Source organism: Paraburkholderia sp. 32 (genome assembly GCF_050435345.1).
GTDB classification, from domain to species: Bacteria; Pseudomonadota; Gammaproteobacteria; order Burkholderiales; family Burkholderiaceae; genus Paraburkholderia; species Paraburkholderia tuberum.
Genome location: NZ_JBNDKD010000003.1, coordinates 2,397,041 through 2,413,743, shown reverse-complemented (window position 1 = coordinate 2,413,743; position 16,703 = coordinate 2,397,041). Strand labels below are relative to the sequence as shown.

At 66.4% G+C, this 16,703-nt stretch carries 15 protein-coding genes; 8 read left to right on the top strand and 7 right to left on the bottom strand.

Features of this window, described 5'->3' with window-relative positions:
- Nucleotides 1–63: 63 nt before the first annotated feature.
- The gene (locus OKW26_RS33985; protein WP_429356372.1) at nt 64–1,512 is read right to left on the bottom strand and encodes an aldehyde dehydrogenase family protein; all 1,449 of its coding nucleotides are present in this window, start codon (nt 1,510–1,512) and stop codon (nt 64–66) included.
- Nucleotides 1,513–1,684: 172 nt separating this feature from the next.
- Between OKW26_RS33985 and OKW26_RS33980 the strand changes: the two genes are divergently transcribed.
- Both OKW26_RS33980 and OKW26_RS33975 read left to right on the top strand, forming a co-directional pair.
- Complete coding sequence (locus OKW26_RS33980; RefSeq protein WP_429356371.1) at nt 1,685–2,662, top strand: LysR family transcriptional regulator; 978 nt, start codon at nt 1,685–1,687, stop codon at nt 2,660–2,662.
- Nucleotides 2,663–2,804: 142 nt separating this feature from the next.
- Nucleotides 2,805–3,359, top strand: a complete 555-nt coding sequence (locus OKW26_RS33975) for a YaeQ family protein (protein WP_184061040.1) — start codon at nt 2,805–2,807, stop codon at nt 3,357–3,359.
- A gap of 44 nt (nt 3,360–3,403) precedes the next feature.
- On the opposite strand, the gene OKW26_RS33970 is transcribed toward OKW26_RS33975, so the two are convergent.
- A complete protein-coding gene (locus OKW26_RS33970) occupies nt 3,404–3,829 on the bottom strand; it encodes a VOC family protein (protein ID WP_184060970.1) in 426 nt (141 codons plus the stop codon).
- A gap of 463 nt (nt 3,830–4,292) precedes the next feature.
- Between OKW26_RS33970 and ada the strand changes: the two genes are divergently transcribed.
- The 4 genes from ada (at nt 4,293) to OKW26_RS33950 (ending at nt 8,969) form a co-directional block, all read left to right on the top strand.
- The gene (ada, locus tag OKW26_RS33965; protein ID WP_429356370.1) at nt 4,293–5,483 is read left to right on the top strand and encodes a bifunctional DNA-binding transcriptional regulator/O6-methylguanine-DNA methyltransferase Ada; all 1,191 of its coding nucleotides are present in this window, start codon (nt 4,293–4,295) and stop codon (nt 5,481–5,483) included.
- Nucleotides 5,480–6,400, top strand: coding sequence for a DNA-3-methyladenine glycosylase family protein (locus OKW26_RS33960; protein ID WP_429356369.1), 921 nt, complete (start codon nt 5,480–5,482; stop codon nt 6,398–6,400). The genes ada and OKW26_RS33960 overlap by 4 nt, the downstream gene beginning before the upstream one ends.
- 213 nt (nt 6,401–6,613) lie before the next feature.
- Nucleotides 6,614–8,230, top strand: a complete 1,617-nt coding sequence (gene gshA / locus OKW26_RS33955) for a glutamate--cysteine ligase (RefSeq protein ID WP_429356368.1) — start codon at nt 6,614–6,616, stop codon at nt 8,228–8,230.
- Between the two features lie 223 nt (nt 8,231–8,453).
- Nucleotides 8,454–8,969 (top strand): hypothetical protein, encoded by a 516-nt coding sequence (locus OKW26_RS33950; protein ID WP_429356367.1) that lies wholly within the window; start codon nt 8,454–8,456, stop codon nt 8,967–8,969.
- Between the two features lie 51 nt (nt 8,970–9,020).
- Here the strand turns inward: OKW26_RS33950 and OKW26_RS33945 are convergent, their stop codons facing one another.
- Together OKW26_RS33945 and OKW26_RS33940 are read right to left on the bottom strand one after the other, a co-directional pair.
- The gene (locus tag OKW26_RS33945; protein ID WP_429356366.1) at nt 9,021–10,583 is read right to left on the bottom strand and encodes a DHA2 family efflux MFS transporter permease subunit; all 1,563 of its coding nucleotides are present in this window, start codon (nt 10,581–10,583) and stop codon (nt 9,021–9,023) included.
- Nucleotides 10,584–10,794: 211 nt separating this feature from the next.
- On the bottom strand, nt 10,795–11,301 hold the full coding sequence (locus OKW26_RS33940) for a MarR family winged helix-turn-helix transcriptional regulator (RefSeq protein WP_090802317.1): 507 nt from the start codon (nt 11,299–11,301) through the stop codon (nt 10,795–10,797).
- Between the two features lie 258 nt (nt 11,302–11,559).
- Here OKW26_RS33940 and OKW26_RS33935 point away from each other — a divergent pair, with 258 nt between their 5' ends.
- Nucleotides 11,560–11,958, top strand: a complete 399-nt coding sequence (locus tag OKW26_RS33935) for a hypothetical protein (RefSeq protein WP_090802318.1) — start codon at nt 11,560–11,562, stop codon at nt 11,956–11,958.
- Between the two features lie 279 nt (nt 11,959–12,237).
- Nucleotides 12,238–13,842: an efflux transporter outer membrane subunit gene (locus OKW26_RS33930; RefSeq protein WP_429356365.1), complete on the top strand. Its 1,605-nt coding sequence runs from the start codon at nt 12,238–12,240 to the stop codon at nt 13,840–13,842.
- 138 nt (nt 13,843–13,980) lie between these two features.
- Here OKW26_RS33930 and OKW26_RS33925 read toward each other — a convergent pair whose 3' ends face one another.
- The 3 genes from OKW26_RS33925 to gspL are packed head-to-tail and all read right to left on the bottom strand — an operon-like array spanning nt 13,981 to nt 16,698.
- Nucleotides 13,981–14,760, bottom strand: a complete 780-nt coding sequence (locus OKW26_RS33925; protein ID WP_184060977.1) for a type II secretion system protein N — start codon at nt 14,758–14,760, stop codon at nt 13,981–13,983.
- 28 nt (nt 14,761–14,788) lie between these two features.
- The gene (locus OKW26_RS33920; protein ID WP_429356364.1) at nt 14,789–15,292 is read right to left on the bottom strand and encodes a type II secretion system protein M; all 504 of its coding nucleotides are present in this window, start codon (nt 15,290–15,292) and stop codon (nt 14,789–14,791) included.
- Nucleotides 15,289–16,698, bottom strand: a complete 1,410-nt coding sequence (gene gspL, locus OKW26_RS33915) for a type II secretion system protein GspL (protein WP_429356363.1) — start codon at nt 16,696–16,698, stop codon at nt 15,289–15,291. Before gspL ends, OKW26_RS33920 begins: the two co-directional genes overlap by 4 nt.
- Nucleotides 16,699–16,703: the final 5 nt, after the last annotated feature.

Genomic DNA, 16,703 nt, shown 5'->3' with positions numbered 1-16,703 from the left:
GCGCGCGGCACGCCGGGCGGTTCGCGCGAGTCGCGGTGAAAACGGTGGCGCGGCTCATTGCTTCTAGCTCGCCAGGTACGCCGTTTTCACGGCGGTCCAGAACGCGGCATCGCTCGCGCCATAGGCCGACGCCTTGCGGCCGCCGCCGGGTCCGTGATGCTCGACGGTCGTGGTCGGCAGATTGATCGTGACGAGACCGCTCTGCACGTGGCGGCGAAAATGCCGCGCGCGTTCGAGCGAGCGCGTGCAGATGCCGGCGCACAGTCCGTAGGCGGTGTCGTTCGCGAGATGTAGCGCGTGTTCGTAATCGTCCGCGCGCAGCACGACCGCGAGCGGCCCGAAAATCTCTTCACGCGCGATCCGATGCTCCGATTCGCCGATAAACAGCGCCGGCTCGAAAAAATAGCCGCGCGTCGCGCGCTCCAGTCGCCGCCCGCCGCGCAGCAACTGCGCGCCTTCCTGCTCGCCGACGCGCACGTAGTCGAGATTGCGTTCGAGCTGCGCGGCGTTCGCCACCGGGCCGATATCGGTGCCGTGCTTCAACGCGTGATCGACGGTGAGTTTCGCGAGCTTTGCCTGCAACGCGTCGACGAACGGCGCGAACACCGCGCGTTCGACGATCAGCCGCGCGGCAGCCGTGCTGCGCTGGCCGGTCGCGCTGAAGGCACCGGTGAGCGCCGCGTCGACCGCGCCGTCGAGATCGGCGTCGGCCAGCACGACGAACGGATTCTTGCCGCCCATCTCGAGCTGCACGCGCGCCTGGCGCGTCGCGGCGGCCTGCAGCACGCGCGTGCCGGTGTCGGACGAACCGGTGAAGCTGATCGCCGCGACGAGCGGATGCGCGACGATGCGCGCACCGACCTTGCGTCCGCTGCCCATCACGAGGTTGAACACGCCGGCCGGCAAGCCCGCGCGACTGACGATCGACGCGAGCGCCGCCGCGCAGGCCGGCGCCGATTCGGCCGGCTTGTAGACGACGCAGTTGCCGTGCGCGAGCGCGGCGCCGATCTTCGCCGCGGCGATCGCGAGCGGCGCGCTCCACGGCGCGATGATGCCGACCACCCCGAGCGGCTCGCGCGTCACGTCGATTTCGCCGCCGGCACGCGCCGACGCGTGCGGCTCGACGAACGCGCGCAGCGCCTCGGCCGCGAATAGCTTGAACAGTTGCCCTGCGCGCGTCGCTTCGGCGAGCGCCTCGGGCAGCACCTTGCCGACTTCACGCGCGAGCAGCCGGGCCAGCTCCTCGCGGCGCGCGAGCATTTCGCTGCCGATCGCGTCGAGCGCGTCGGCGCGGCGCTGTGCGGAGGCGAGCGACCAGTCGCGAAACGCCGCGTGCGCAGCCTCGATCGCGCTGTCGGTCTGCCGCACGTCCGCGCGCACGTATTCGCCGACCGGCTCGTCGAGATCCGACGGATTGAGCGACACGCCCGTGGTCGCGCCAGTCTCCCATCCGCCATTGATGTAATGGCGAAACGGGCTGGCAACGAGGGGGACGAGCGGATCGCGGTTCATCGGCGAAAAAAGGCGCACCGTAAGTTCACAAAAGTCCACGAATGGTATGAGCCGGCCCAATAACTTTCCAATCCCTTTTTAGGCTTCTCCGATATCAGTTTCGGTATGGCATCATGGAGCTTCAGAGGAAGAACGTACAAAAATCGCTCGTAAAGACCCAGGAGACCCTGCGATGACGCGTAGCTATTCGAACTGGTTCGTGCGCGCGCGGCTGAAGACGCGCCAGTTGCTGCTGCTTGCCGCGATGGAGGAGGAGGGCAACGTGCGCCGCGCGGCCGACGTGCTCGGCATGACGCAGCCGGCCGCGTCGCGCCTGTTGAAAGAGCTCGAGGACATGCTCGGCGTGAGCCTGTTCGACCGCACGCCGCACGGTATGCACGCGACGCTGTACGGCGAGGTGATGATCCGCCACGCGCGCATGGTGCTGTCGAACCTGAGCCAGGCGCACGACGAAATCTCGGCGCTGCGCGCGGGGCTCGCGGGTCAGGTGCGTATCGGCGTGATCGCCGCGGCGGCCGCGACGATGGTGCCGCGCGCGATCGCGAGCGTGAAGGCGCGTTATCCGCAGTTGCAGATCTGGACCGAGGTCGAGACCTCCGACGTGATGCTGCCGCGGCTCGCCGAAGGCGATCTCGACATCATGATCGGCCGCGTGCTCGAAAGGCAGAACCAGTTCAAGACCGACGTGCGCTACGAACCGCTCGCCGACGAACCGCTGTGCGTGGTCGCGCGTCCCGGCCATCCGCTCGAAAATGAAACGGGATTGACGCTGCGCGGCATCGTCAACGCGAGCTGGGTGCTGCATCCGCCGGGCAGCGTGCTGCGCCATCGCTTCGACCTGATGTTTTCGCAGATCGGCCTGAATCCGCCGCAGAACGTCGTCAATACGAACAACTTCCTCGCGATTTCGAGCCTGCTGCTGCAAAGCGACATGTTGGCGGTATTGCCCGATGAAGTGGCGCGCCAGTACCAACAGTACGGGGTATTGAAGCGCGTACCGATCGATTTGCCTTGCAGGATGGATACATTCGGTATCATCACGCGCCAGTCGCATCTGTTGTCGCCGGCGGCCGCCGTCGTGCTCGACGCGCTGCGAGATGCGGCTCGCGACGTATACGGCACGGCCACGGAACCTGCGGTGGCCCGGTAAATGCTTCCTTCTGTGTCATAGGCACCGGCTAACGGCGCGGGAGGAACATACGATGTACAGCAAACACAAGAAACGGCAACGCGCCGTCGACGATTCATTTTCGCTGCGCTCCGGTGGAGCGAGCGCCTGGTTTAGCAACGGCATGGCTCTCAAATCGACGATATACAAGGCGGAACTGCAGATCGCTGACATGGACCGGCACTATTACGCCGACCATTCGCTGACGATCGCCCGTCACCCCTCCGAAACCGACGAACGGATGATGGTCCGCGTCGCCGCGTTCGCGCTGTTCGCGCAGGAACGGCTGGAGTTCTGCAAAGGTTTGTCGGATGTCGACGAACCGGATCTGTGGGCGAAGGATCTGACCGGCGCGATCGACACGTGGATCGAGGTCGGCCAGCCCGAGGAGCGCCGCATCGCCAAGGCGAGCGGGCGGGCGAATCACGTGGTCGTGATCGCGTATGGCGGGCGTACTTCGGAAATCTGGTGGCAGGGCGTGCGCAACAAGGTCGAGCGCCTGCGCAACGTGACGGTCTGGACGCTCGGCGAAGACGTCGCGGCATCGCTCGGCTCGCTTGCCGAACGCACGATGCGGCTGCAATGCACGGTGCAGGACGGCGAAGCATGGCTCGGCAGCGCCGAAGCCGATGCGGTGAAGATCGACTGGACCGTACTCAAGGCGCCCGCCGATGCGTGACGGCTCAGGTCTGAACCAGTTTTTGCGCCGCTTCGTTCTCGCATTCAGAGCGACGTGACCCGCGCCGCTTCCGGCGGCCCCTTCAGCTCGACCATATTGCCCTCCGGGTCGAACAGATACAGCGACGGCCCGAATCCGTCCGCGCCATAACGCACTCCCTGTTCGCCGAGCCGCGCGCCATGCGCGCTCAAATGCGCCTTCAACGCGTCGGCGTCGAACGACTCGACGCGCAGACACAGGTGGTCCATGTTGCGCCCCGTGCCCGCCGCGCCGTTTTCCGCGCGATCGAGCTTCGCGCCGACCTGCAGCAGATCGATCAGCGATCGGCCCGCGCGCAGTTGCGTGAGGCCGAGTTCGCGCTGCTCCTTTTCAACACTGCAACCGAGTACGTCGCAGTAAAAGCGCGCGAGGGTTTCGACCTGCGTCGCCCGGATCACGACGTGGTCGATCTCGCGAATGTGGATTTTCATTTCGAACGCCCTTTCGCTAGTTCGGAGAACCGATTAGGAAGTGTAGGAGAAAGGAAAGGGCGGGGTGGATCGGCGGGAAGTCGTGGGCGAACCGGACCAAATGCAAACCAGGCGCGGACAAAAACCGCAGGCAAAAAAAAGCCCGCTCAAGTGGAGCGGGCTGAATCCATATCAGGAGGAGACATGGAGGAGACAAGCACTAATATACACATCGGCTTGGTGCGACGCAATAACTTTTTAAGGGAAAACCCGATATCGTGCGAAATTGCCGCAGTTTGAGGCAAAACATCCGGCCGCAGGGCATTCCAAGGCGCTTCGGATTGCGATTTGCCGGGTTTGACCCCACTACGGGTACGGACAAGCGCGTCCGAATGACAGAGCAAGATCCGGCGCGTACTGTGTAGCGTTCGGGCCTAGATTGATGAGCATCGACACTGCCTGCCCATCCGGGCCCCAGGACATCATGAACGCCACCACTCGCCATTCCGTCCCCATGCGCGCCGCCGCCGACGTCGACACCGCCCAGTGGCGCACCGACGACGAACGCTGGGACGCCGTCACCCACCGCGACCGCGATGCCGACGGCGCATTCTTCTACGCGGTCAGGACGACCGGCGTGTTCTGCCGGCCGTCGTGCGCGTCGCGCCAGCCGCGCCGCGAAAACGTCGCTTTCTTCACCGATGCCGCCGCCGCGCGCGCCGCGGGCTTTCGCGATTGCAAGCGCTGCCAGCCCGGCGGTCTGCCGCGCGAGCTCGACATCGTCGCCAGGGCGTGCGCAGCGCTCGACGCCGATCCGCAGCAGCGCCTCACGCTCGCGCAACTGAGCGATGCCGTGCACGTGAGCCCGTTCCATTTGCAGCGCCTGTTCAAGCGCGTGGTCGGCGTCTCGCCGCGTCAATACCAGGCCGCGCAGCGCGGCGCCGCGTTGCGCGATGCGCTGCAGGGCGGCGCCGACGTCACGCGCGCGACGCTCGACGCCGGTTTCGGCTCGCCGTCGCGAATGTACGACAGCGCGCCGGCCGAGCTCGGCATGGCGCCGTCCGCGTATCGCCGCAAGGGCGCGGGCCTGACGGTGCGCTATGCGAGCGCGCCGACCTCGCTCGGCTTCGTGCTGGTCGCCGCGACTGACAAGGGCATCTGCAAGATCGGTTTCGGCGACGACATCGCGCTGCTGATCGACGAATTGCGCGGCGAGTTCGCGAATGCCGAGCTGCGCGAAGACGCCGGCCGGCTCGCGCCGTTCATCGCACAGATCGACGCGTATCTGCGCGGCACGCGCCAGGCCTTCGAGTTGCCGCTCGATATCGCGTCGACCGCATTCAAGCAGCGCGTGTGGGATGCGCTGCGGCGAATCCCGTACGGCGAGACACGCAGCTATTCGCAGATCGCCGAGGCGGTCGGCTCGCCGCGGGCGGTGCGCGCCGTCGCGAGCGCATGCGCGACCAACCCGGTCGCGCTCGCGATTCCTTGCCATCGCGTCGTGCAGAAGGGCGGGGCGCTCGCCGGCTATCGCTGGGGGCTGCCGCGCAAGGCCGCGTTGCTCGACAATGAGGCGCAGCACGCAGGCGGCGTTGCAGCCAGCGACGCGCTCCGCCGCGACGCAAGCCGCACAGATGCCGACTCCCACAACTCCCAACTGGATCACGCCGCTTGAGCACGCTTCACGAGGTTGCAACTCTCGAATTGCCGTTCAAGGCACCGTTCGACTGGCCGCGGCTGCTGCGCTTTTTCAGCGGCCGCGCGACGCCTGGCGTCGAAGCCGTCGAGGACGGCGCGTATCGTCGCGCGATCGACTGGAACGGCGACGGCGGCACACTTAGCGTGCGGCTGCATCCGCGCAAGCGCTGCATCGTCGCGAGCATCGAAGGGCCGGCGAGCCGCCACGCCGATGCACTCGCCGCGCCAATCGCAAGAATGTTCGATCTGCGCGCCGATCCAAAGAAGATCGCCGCCGGACTCGCGGCGGACCCGTGGCTCGCGCCGCTCGTCGCCGCGGTGCCCGGCCTGCGCGTGCCGGGTGCGTGGTCCGGCTTCGAACTGGTGGTGCGCGCGATCGTCGGTCAGCACGTCAGCGTGAAGGCCGCGACGACCATCATCGGACGGCTCGTGCAGCGAGCGGGCGAACGCATCGACGGGCATCCGCACGAAAACACCGCGTGGCGTTTTCCGACGCCGGCCGCGCTCGCCGAAGTCGATCTCGCGCAGATCGGCATGCCGGGCAAACGCGTCGCCGCGTTGCAGGGCTTCGCGCGTGCGGTCGCGAGCGGCGACGTGCCGCTCGACAGCAGCGACACCGTCGATGCCGCGAGCCTGCGTGCCGCATTGCTCGCGCTCGCGGGCATCGGCCCCTGGACCGTCGAATACGTCGCGATGCGTGCATGGCGCGATCCCGATGCATGGCCCGAGGCGGATCTCGTGCTGATGCAATCGATCTGCGCGCGCGATCCTTCGCTCGTACGGCCCGCGCAACAGCGCAGCCGCACCGACGCGTGGCGGCCGTATCGCGCGTATGCCGCGATGCATCTGTGGAACGAGGTGGCGGATCGGGCGGGCGCTGCGCGCGGGGGATGAGCTGAGCGTCGTCGCGACGTGCCGATGCCGATGGCGTAGTTCAGCGCGACCTCGACGTGCTCGCTGAAACTCCGCCGAAGTGGCCGCAAGCAGCGGTTCTGGCGAGATGTTAAAGTGCCCGCTACTGAAAATTCCGCCGAACGTTGTCAGCCGCTATACCGTCTGTGAATCGTCTGGCGATACACGGCGACCGGCAACGCCCAACTTGCATCAATGCCAAACACCACACCTTCCTGCACGACCGACGCGCTTTCGCACCGCCTGTCCGTGCTCGACTCGAGCCCGCAGCGCGATGTGCTGATACGCGGCCTGCGCGGCATCGAAAGGGAAAGCCTGCGCGTGACGCGCAACGGCCAACTCGCGATGACGCCGCATCCGCGCGCGCTCGGCTCGGCGCTCACGCACCCGTCGCTGACGACCGACTACTCCGAGGCGCTGCTCGAGCTGATCACGCCGGCTGAGCAGGACGCCGCCGAAACCCTCGCGCAACTCGACGTGCTGCATCGTTTCGTCTACGCGGAGCTCGGCGACGAGATCCTGTGGAACAACTCGATGCCGGGACTGTTGCCCGCCACCGACGATGGCATTCCGATCGCGCACTACGGCTCCTCGAACATCGGCAAGCTGAAGTACGTGTACCGCGTCGGCCTCGCGCTGCGCTATGGCCGCACGATGCAGTGCATCGCGGGCATCCACTACAACTATTCGCTGAGCGAAGACGTGTGGCGCCTGCTGCACGCCGATCAGCAATCCACCGCGAACGCCGTCGACTTCCAGTCCGCCCGCTATCTCGCGCTGATCCGCAATTTCCGCCGCACGAACTGGCTGCTGATGTATCTGTTCGGCGCGTCGCCGGCGCTCGATCGGCGCTTTCTCCGCGATCGCAAACACACGCTCGAGACGTTCGACGCCGACACGCTGTACCGCCCGTACGCGACCAGCCTGCGCATGAGCGATCTCGGCTATTCGAACACGGCCGCGCAAGCCGCGCTGCACGCCGACTACGACACGCTGCCCGGCTATCTCGACGCGCTCGCGAAAGCCGTGAGCCGGCCGTATCCCGCCTACGAGCAGATCGGCACGCAACGCGACGGCGAGTGGGTGCAGATCAACACCAACGTGCTGCAGATCGAAAACGAGTTCTATTCGACGATCCGTCCGAAGCGCGTCACGTATCCGGGTGAGCGGCCGTTGCATGCGCTCGCCGCGCGCGGCGTGCAATACGTCGAAGTGCGTTGCATGGACATCGATCCGTTCGAGCCGGCCGGCATTTCGCTCGAAACGTCGCGCTTTCTCGACGCGTACCTGCTCGTGTGCGCGCTCGACGACAGCGCGCCCCTGCCTCCGCCCGCGTACACCGAAGCGAACCAGAACTTCGGCCGCGTGACGATGGAAGGCCGCAAGCCAGGCCTCGAACTGGTTCGCGACGGCAAGCCGGTCGCGATGATCGACTGGGCCGACGAACTGCTCGTGAAAATCGACGCCGCGGCGGCCGTGCTCGACAGCCTGAAGGGCGGCGACGAACACGCGCGCGCGGTCGCCGCGCAACGCGCGAAGCTCGCGGACGTGTCGCTGACGCCATCGGCGCGCGTGCTGCAAACGATGCGCGACCAGCAGCAAAGCTTCCTCGCGTTCGGCCTCGCGCAAAGCGAAGCGCACGCCGCGTACTTCCGTGCGCGTCCGCTCGATGCCGCGCAGTCCAAGGCGTTTGCCGACCTCGCGGTGCGATCGCTCGACGAACAGGCGAAACTCGAACGCGACGAGGTTGGTTCGTTCGATGCGTTCGTCGCTGCGTATCGGGCCTATACGCTCAATCGCTTCAGCGTCTGAGCGTTCGGACCACAGCATCCCGGAAGTGCTTCAAGCGGCCCACGTGGCCGCTTTTTCTTTGCCCCGAGTAACGCGCAGGTAACCTCTACGGATTGCGCTCTTCAGGCGTCCGCGGAATCGGCAAATACTCCGCGCGACGTCGCGATTCTCCGATCTGGGTGAAACACCGCTTCGATGGGGTAGTCCAAAATCTTATGACATGCTCCACAGGGGAGGTATCGACGTGAAGAACAAAGCTCTGTTGGCCGCGCTGTGTCTCTTGGCGACGACGGCATGCTCGACCCAGGGTCAGGTCGATCCCGATGTCATGCAGATCGCGACCAGGCCGTTGACGTGTTCGAACAAGGCCGAATGCGACCTCTGGTGGCAACGGGCGCAAACGTGGGTCGCGAGTCATTCGAAATACAAGATCGAGACCGCTAACGACTCACTGATCCAGACCGCCGGCCCGGACGGCGGCAAGCGCGCGCTCGCGTTTGAGATCACGCGCGCCGCGGGTCCCGATGGCACCACCACGATCGGCTTTTCGGCGCATTGCGACAGCTCGCTCGGCTGCAAGCCGAATCCGTGGGAAGCCGGTGCGGATTTCAAGCAGTATGTGAGAGGCACCACGGGCACAGCCGCCAGCGCGCCGCAAGGCAGCGCGACGCCATCGCAGAACGCGCCCGATGCGACGCATCCGGAGACGACGCCCCGTAACACGACCAGGCTGCCGAATGGCGAGACGATGTCGCAATAGATCGAGCGGTGGGCGCAGCGGCGATGCGTTCGCCGCTGCCGCGCGTTTGCTTCAGTGTCCTAATGAAGGCCCGGTGCCTTTGCGCGGCTTCGTGATCCACACGAGCACCGCCAACACGATAAACGCCGCGCCCGAGATGCGGAAGAAGTCGTTGGTGGCCATCATGTACGCCTGACTCGTCACCACCTGGTTCAGCTGCGCGGTCAGGCTGTCGCCGGAGAGCCCGGCGCCCGCCAGCGCATTCGTATAGGCGTTGGTGTTCGCCGAATACGTGCTGACCGTATCTGCAAGCATCGCGTGGTGATAGATCGTGTCGTTTTCCCAGAACGTCGTGCTGATCGCGGTGCCGATCGCGCCCGACAACGTGCGGAAAAAGTTCGACAAACCCGACGCGCTTGCAAGACGCTCGTCGGACACGCTCGACAGCGTGATCGTCGTCATCGGCACGAAGAAGCAGGCGACGCCGATCCCCTGCACGAGCCGCGGCAGGATCACGTGGCCGAACGGTACGTCGAGCGTGAACGCCGAGTTCCAGAACGATACGATCGCGAACACGATGAACGCGAAGCTCGCGACCATGCGCAGATTGAGCCGATGCATGTTCTTGCCGATCATCGGCGACAGAAACAGCGCGAGCAATCCGACCGGTGCCGTGGCGAGACCCGCGAGGCCGGCCGTATAGCCCATTACCGTTTGCAGCCATAGCGGGAAGATCACCACCGAGCCGAAGAACGCCATGAAGCCGAACGAGACGATCACGACGCCGAGCGCGAAGTTGCGATCCTTGAACAGCGACAGGTCGACGATCGGCTCCTTCTCGGTCAACTCCCACACGAGCAGGAACGCGATCGACACGAGCGCGATCACGGCAAGCGCCACGATGAACGTCGAGTTGAACCAGTCGCGGTCCTTGCCGAGGTCGAGCATCATCTGCAGACACGACACGCCGGTCACGAGCAGCGCGAGGCCCACCGCGTCGATGCGCTGGCGCGTCGTCTGCGTCTCGCGGCCACGCAGCAGCAGATACGCGCAGAACGCCGAGAACAGGCCGATCGGCACGTTGATGTAGAAGATCCACGGCCACGTGAAGTTATCGGTGATGTAGCCGCCCATCACCGGGCCGAAGATCGGCGCGCAGATCACGGTCATCGCCCATAAGCCGAGCGCGAGTCCACGTTTGGCGGGCGGGTACGAGCGCATCAGGATCGTCTGCGACAGCGGCACCATCGGCCCGGACACGAGCCCTTGCACGAGCCGGAATGCGATCAGCGATTCGAAGTTGTGCGCGAAACCGCAGGCCGCCGACGCGATCGTGAACAGCAGCACGGACAGCGTGAAGAGTCGTACCTCGCCGACGCGTCGCGCGAGCCAGCCGGTCAGCGGCACAGCGATCGCCGAGGCGACCGAGTACGACGAGATCACCCAGGTGCCCTGGCTTGCGGCGACGCCGAGGCTGCCGGAAATGGTCGGCACCGCGACGTTCGCGATCGAGGTGTCGAGCACCTCCATGAAGGTGCCGAGCGCAAGGCCGACGGTCAGCAGCGCGAGCGTGCCGCCCTGGAGCGGGGCGAGTTCTGCTGCGGGCAGCGTGGCGTTGGAAGCCGTGGCATCCATAGGTTTGTTCTCCTCAGGCGGCGAAAGCTTGTCGCGGCAGCCTTATCGGGTGTTTCAGATACCATGCTTGCATGCCGCATCACCCTCTGCCCAGACAGATATCTGATGACAATGACGCCTTTGAAAAGCGCCTCGTGATTGTCCCGCTAGTACTTCGTGATGACGCGCCGCCGCCATCCGACGACGACCGTTGTTTGACGCATGCCTCGGCTCATCCCGGCGGCTCGTCCGGCGGTGGCGCCGGTCCGCAACCCACGTCGGCGTCTGCCTCGGGACCGTTTGCGATGAAACGGGCGAGCAGGTGAATCAGCGTCGCGTGCTCCTCGGCGGTAAAGCCGCGCAACTGGTCGTTCAGCACAGTTGCGCCGAGGTTCGGCAACTGGCGCGCGGCCTCGTGGCCCTGCTGCGTCAGCTCAAGTTTCACCATGCGTCGGTCGTCGCTGCTGCGGGTGCGCACGACGAAGCCCTTCTTTTCCAGCCGGTCGAGCAGACGCGTCATCGAGCCGCTGTCGTACGACATCGCGCGCGACAGCTCGAATGGCGTGCTCGCGCGCCGCGACGACAGCATCAGAATCACGCCGATCTGCTGCGCGGTGAGCCCGAGCGGCTTGACCGCACGGTCCGTGCGCTCGACCAGCACGTTGCGCGCTTTCGTCAGGTAGTAGCCGAGACTGCTCGTGAGCTCGACCTCGTCCGCTTTGTAGGGGCCATCAGTCATGGGGTATCCGCAACATCCAGGCAAGACGAAGTTTAGCTGCCTAAGCAGACAAGTCAAATCGCATTTTGCGGTGCGCAACGAGGCCAACCGAAATACAACAGTCGAATCAATTGCGCCGCACAGTATCTTGAAATTTGATTGCATAGTCAATATTATGACAAGCAATGAGTTTCGCGCGTCCTGCGCCATTCGAGACCATGTTCTGACCGATCGACCGCACGCCGCCCGCCTCGCGACGCGCGCCAAAGGATTTCCCCGATGCTGTACCTCAAAAACACGCTTGGCGGCCTCAGCCGCTCACTGACCGATTCCGCACTCCATACCTTCCAGGGCCGACACCGCTGGTGGAAGCTCGCGCTGTTTGCGGGACTGTTCGTGCTGCCGGGTGGGTCGGTGGGTGTCGCGTTGCTCGCGTGGGCCGAGCATCGAAGGGGGACGAAGCGGGCGAGCAAAGGCAGCGTTGTGGGCGCGGAATCCAGCGAGATCGTGCTGCCGAAGGAAAGCTTCGTGATAAAGGCGGGAAACGTCGTCCCCGCGACGGCCAACAGCGGTAACGCTTGCCTCGCGCCTGGCGGTGCGTCGTGCCGGGCCTCCGCTGGCAAGCTCGCGTGTCAGCGTCAACGCCAGCAGACCCAATCCACGGAATCGCGGCTCTGAAGGTGCACCGATTCGCAGCGCGCTTTTCGGCACACAGTTTCGCTTCGTCTAGCCATCTGAACCACCGCGAACCCGCAGCCCCTCGCGCCGCCGGTAACAACGCGTAACCAGCGCGTCACCGCAAGTAACACACCTGCGCACCGCCTCGCATTAACCTTTCGGCTTTCAGTTTCCCGCGCTCGCGCGGGCTCATACGCTAACATTCCGGCAGACCACGATCTCGCCCGGCCGGTGGCGCCATTCCCGGCCGCATTGCGGCGTCCAGAAGGAATTCATTGCATGCAGTCTGATCGAATGTCGCGGGCGCTTGCTCCGCGCGTCCTGTCCCTTGCCGTGAGCGCGGCCTGCGCGACGCTCCTGGCCGCCTGCGCGGTCGGTCCGAACTATCAGCGGCCGGCCACCGAGATCCCCGCGTCGTTCAAGGAAGCCGCGCCCGGCTGGAAAGTCGCCGAACCCGCCGATCAACACGACCGCGGCGACTGGTGGGCGATCTACGAAGACCCGAAGCTCAACGAACTCGAAGCCAAGCTCAACACCGCGAACCAGACCATCGCGCAATTCGCCGCGAGCTACCGGCAGGCGCGCGCGCTCGTCGGCGAAGCGCGGGCAGCGTACTTCCCGACGATCGGTGCGTCGGCGGGCGCGACGCGCTCGGGCAACGGCACGCAAACCAGTGGTAATGCGACTACGGCGACCAGTCGCGAGGGCATCACCAACAGCTTCAACGTGCAGATGACGGCGAGCTGGGAGCCCGACCTGTGGGGCTCGGTCACGCGCTCGGTCAACGCGCAGAAAGCCGGCCAGCAGGGCGCGGCCGCCGACCTCGCGAACGCGCGCCTGTCCGCCCAGGCCACGCTCGCGCAGACCTACTTCCTGCTGCGCGCGCTCGACTCCACGCAGAAGCTGCTCGACGACACCGTGATCGCCTATCAACGCTCGCTGCAACTCACGCAGAATCAGTACGCGGCCGGCGTCGCCGCGCGCTCGGACGTGATCCAGGCGCAAACGCAGCTGCAATCGGCGCAGGCCGCCGCGATCGACAACGGCATCCAGCGCGCGCAGGACGAGCACGCGATCGCGGTGCTGGTCGGCGTGCCCGCGTCGATGTTCTCCCTGCCGCCGATGCCGCTCACCGCGACGCCGCCCGCCGTGCCTGCGCAGATGCCCTCCGCGCTGCTCGAACGCAGGCCGGATATCGCATCGGCGGAACGCAAGGCCGCGGCGGCGAACGAGCAGATCGGCGTGGCGATCGCCGCCTTCTTCCCGTCGCTGACGCTGTCGGCGACCGGCGGCTTCGAGAACTCGGTGTTCTCGCAATTGTTGACGTTGCCGTCGCGCTTCTGGACGCTCGGCCCGCAACTGGCCGGGACGATCTTCGACGCCGGCCTGCGCAAAGCGCAAACCGAGGCCGCGCGTGCCACCTATGACGCGGATGTCGCGACCTATCGGCAGACGGTGCTCGCCGCGTTCCAGGACGTCGAGGACAATCTCGCGGCGCTGCGCATCCTCGAACAGGAAATCGTCGTGCAGCGGCAGGCGGTCGACTCGGCGCGCCAGGCGCTCGCCATCGTGACGAACGAGTACAAGGCGGGCACGGTCGGCTTCGTCAATGTGCTGACCGCGCAGACCACGGCTTTCACCGCCGAACAGAAGCTCGAGAATATCGCCGGGCAGCGGATGGTGTCGTCGGTGGGGCTCGTGAAGGCACTCGGCGGCGGCTGGGACGCGTCGCAGATGAATCGCGAGACCGGCGATGTCGCGGCGCCCGCACCGCCGCCGGCATCGGCGCCGAGGGCTGCGGCCACGTCAGTCGGCGCGCCGTCCATCGCACAGAGCACCGCGTCGGGCACAGACGCGCTGCAAGCGCGGGTGCAGAGCAAATAATGTCCGCTGTGCTCGCCGCGCAGCAACGCCACGAAACAGAAGAGGCATGGTCGCAACTCGCGGCCATGCCTCTTTTTTCATCGCGCCACGCGCGCGAAACACGCGCCTCGGCACACATCAGCGCACGTCAGCCCCAACTCAGTGCACGAACGTCAGCGCCACCGTATCCGGCCCGCTAGGCCGGCCAAGCAGATTCAGCAGGCCGGCGAGGTTATCGTGCTGTTCCGGCGCGGCGCTCGCCGTGCCATGAAACGACGTCGATGCGGCCGACACCGTGCCGCTGCCGGTCAGCGTCAACGGACCCTTGATCGTGCTCAGATCGAGCGCCGACGACGTGCCCTGCGCCTGAAACCTGACCCGGTACGACCCGAGCGGCTTCACGAGCGACACCCGGGAGCTGACGTCGTCGAGCATCATCGTCAGCTGGCCGAACGCTTCGCCGTTGAAACTGCGCCACTCGGACCACGACAGCTGCACGTTGCCCTGCAGATCGAGCGTGTTGAATGGCGCGCCAAGCCCCGCGAGCAGCGACGCCGGCACCGCGAGCACGCCCGGCGTGACGGTTGCGCCGCGCGGCGTCGCTTCGACCGTGACCGGGTCGGGCATCGCCTCGCTATGGCGCATGACCATGCGCACGCGTCCGGTGAAAAGCGGCCAGAACGCCGTGCGCCATTCGATCCGACCAGGCAGCAGCGTCGCCGCGCTCATATCGGCGCCGGCGGCCAGCATCAGGGTCGCCGAGCCGTGCCACAGCGAGCCCTCGGCGTCGACGAGATTGACGTGCCCGTGCGTTTGCCGCGCGAACTGCGGCGTAATCCAGGCGGCCGGCAGTAACGCGAGCGTCACGGCCGCCACCGACAAAACGGCGACCACCAGCCACGGCAGCGCCGCACGCAGGCGCCACATCCAGTAATTCATGCGAGATCCTGTAGCGAGCGGCGCGTTGTTATTTCGCGGTCGACGGTTGCAGCGCGACCGTCAGATCGACCTGGCCGTCGTCTTTCAACGCGCTAATGTGCGCCTCGGAGACCTGCACCTTGAACTGCTTGCGCACGTCATCGACCCACGCGGTCCAGGCCGGAAACGCCACGTTTTTCATTTGCACCTGCACCGCGTTGCCGACGAACTGCACCTGCGTCGCGGCAAGGCCATGTTCGCCGAGCGATGCGGAAAGCGCGTCCTTCAGCGCCGCGCCGGTCGGCGCGACACCTTGCGCGGCCGCCGACAGCGAGCGCGCCTCGTTCGACTGCGCGGTCATCTGCGCAAGCTGCCGCTGCAGGCTGGGCAGCGATTCACGCAGGTGCGCGCGGCCTTCCTGCGCGGGCGCCCACAGCACCGACCACGCAATCGCCACGGCGAGCGCGGCGCCGCCCCACGTCAGCAGCGCCTTTTCGCGATCGGTGCGCTGGTCCCAGAAGCCAGCCCATGTTTGAGCGAGTTCAGCTTTCATTGTCCGTTCCTGATGGTCCACTTGCCGGTACTGCTGTCGATCGCGCCGGTAAGGCCGTTGCGCGCGAGGCGCTTGGCGAAGTCGGGGTCGACCTTGACCGCGGGTTTGAAGGTCACGTCGAGGCGGTGATCGTGATAGTCGAGCGCGGCAATGCCGTTGACCGGCAGCGGCGACAGCGAGCGCGCGAGGCCGTCGGCGAGCGACAGGAAATCCTCCGGCGACAGCTCGCCCGCCGCCACGCGCAGCTGTTGCACCTGACGCGCCATCTGATCGGGCGCGTCGAGTACGACGGTCGTCTTCGGGAACGTATTGAGCAGCAGCTCCGTCATCTGCGTGTTGATCGCGTCACGCTGACGCGCAAGCATCAGCCACTGCACGTTCGCGCCGATGATCGCGACGACGAGCGCGGCGAGCGCGAGCACGATCGGCAGACGCAGACGCCGCAGCGTCGCGCGATCGAGGCGCCACGGCTGCGACGCGAATTCGAACTGGCACAGGTCGAAGCGGCATTCGAGCGCGCGTCGCGCGAGCTGCTCGAACGGCAGCGGACTCGCGCCGTGAATATGCGAGGCGAGCCGCGCGGGACTCGTCGTGGATTGGTTCGGCTCGTTGCCGGGCACCTCGGTCAGCATGTACAGCGACACCGGCGCCGCACCCGCTAGCGCGGACAGCGTCGCGTTCACCGCATCGGCCGGCGCCGCGAAACCCTCGCCCTGGACACCGCGTGCAATCGCCAGTTCGACGCGCGGCACGCCGCTGTCGAGCGCGCCTTCGACGAGCAGCGCGGGTGCGGTCTGCACGACCGCACCGAGCACCGCGGCCACCATCGGCACGATGGACGGCGCTTCGGGCGCGACCACCGGCGCGATGCCCGGTAGCGACGTCGCGACGCTCGCCGCGCCAGCCATCGCCGGCTCGCGCACTTCGGCTGTTTCATCGTCGTTCGCGGCAACTTCGGTCACCGGCGCCAGCGGCAGGCAACGCGTGACCGGCACCGCGCGCAGACTGCGATGACCGGCCGCCGTGAACGCCTCACAGATGAAACGGAACCAGCCGCGATCAATGATCGCGAGCAGGTGCCGACCTTCACCAAGCCCCTGCGGATCGACCGCGATATGGCAGGTCTGCGGGTCCTGGATCAGTTGATCCTCGACGATATTGGGCAGCGCCTGGCGCAGCTTCGGGCCACGCAGCGGCGGCAGCGTCGCGGGCATCAGCAGCAGGTCGCGCGCGGCGAGCATCAGCACCGTCGTGCCGGCGCGCGGCAGCAGCGCGAGCGCCGAGCGGCCGGCGCGCTGCGTGCGCCCCGTCTTGTCGAGCAGCACGAACGGCAGCTCGGGCAGTTGCCATTCCTGCGAGGGCACCGCCGGATCACGCGGCGGCAATAGGACGATCAGCGTGCTCAAAGGCC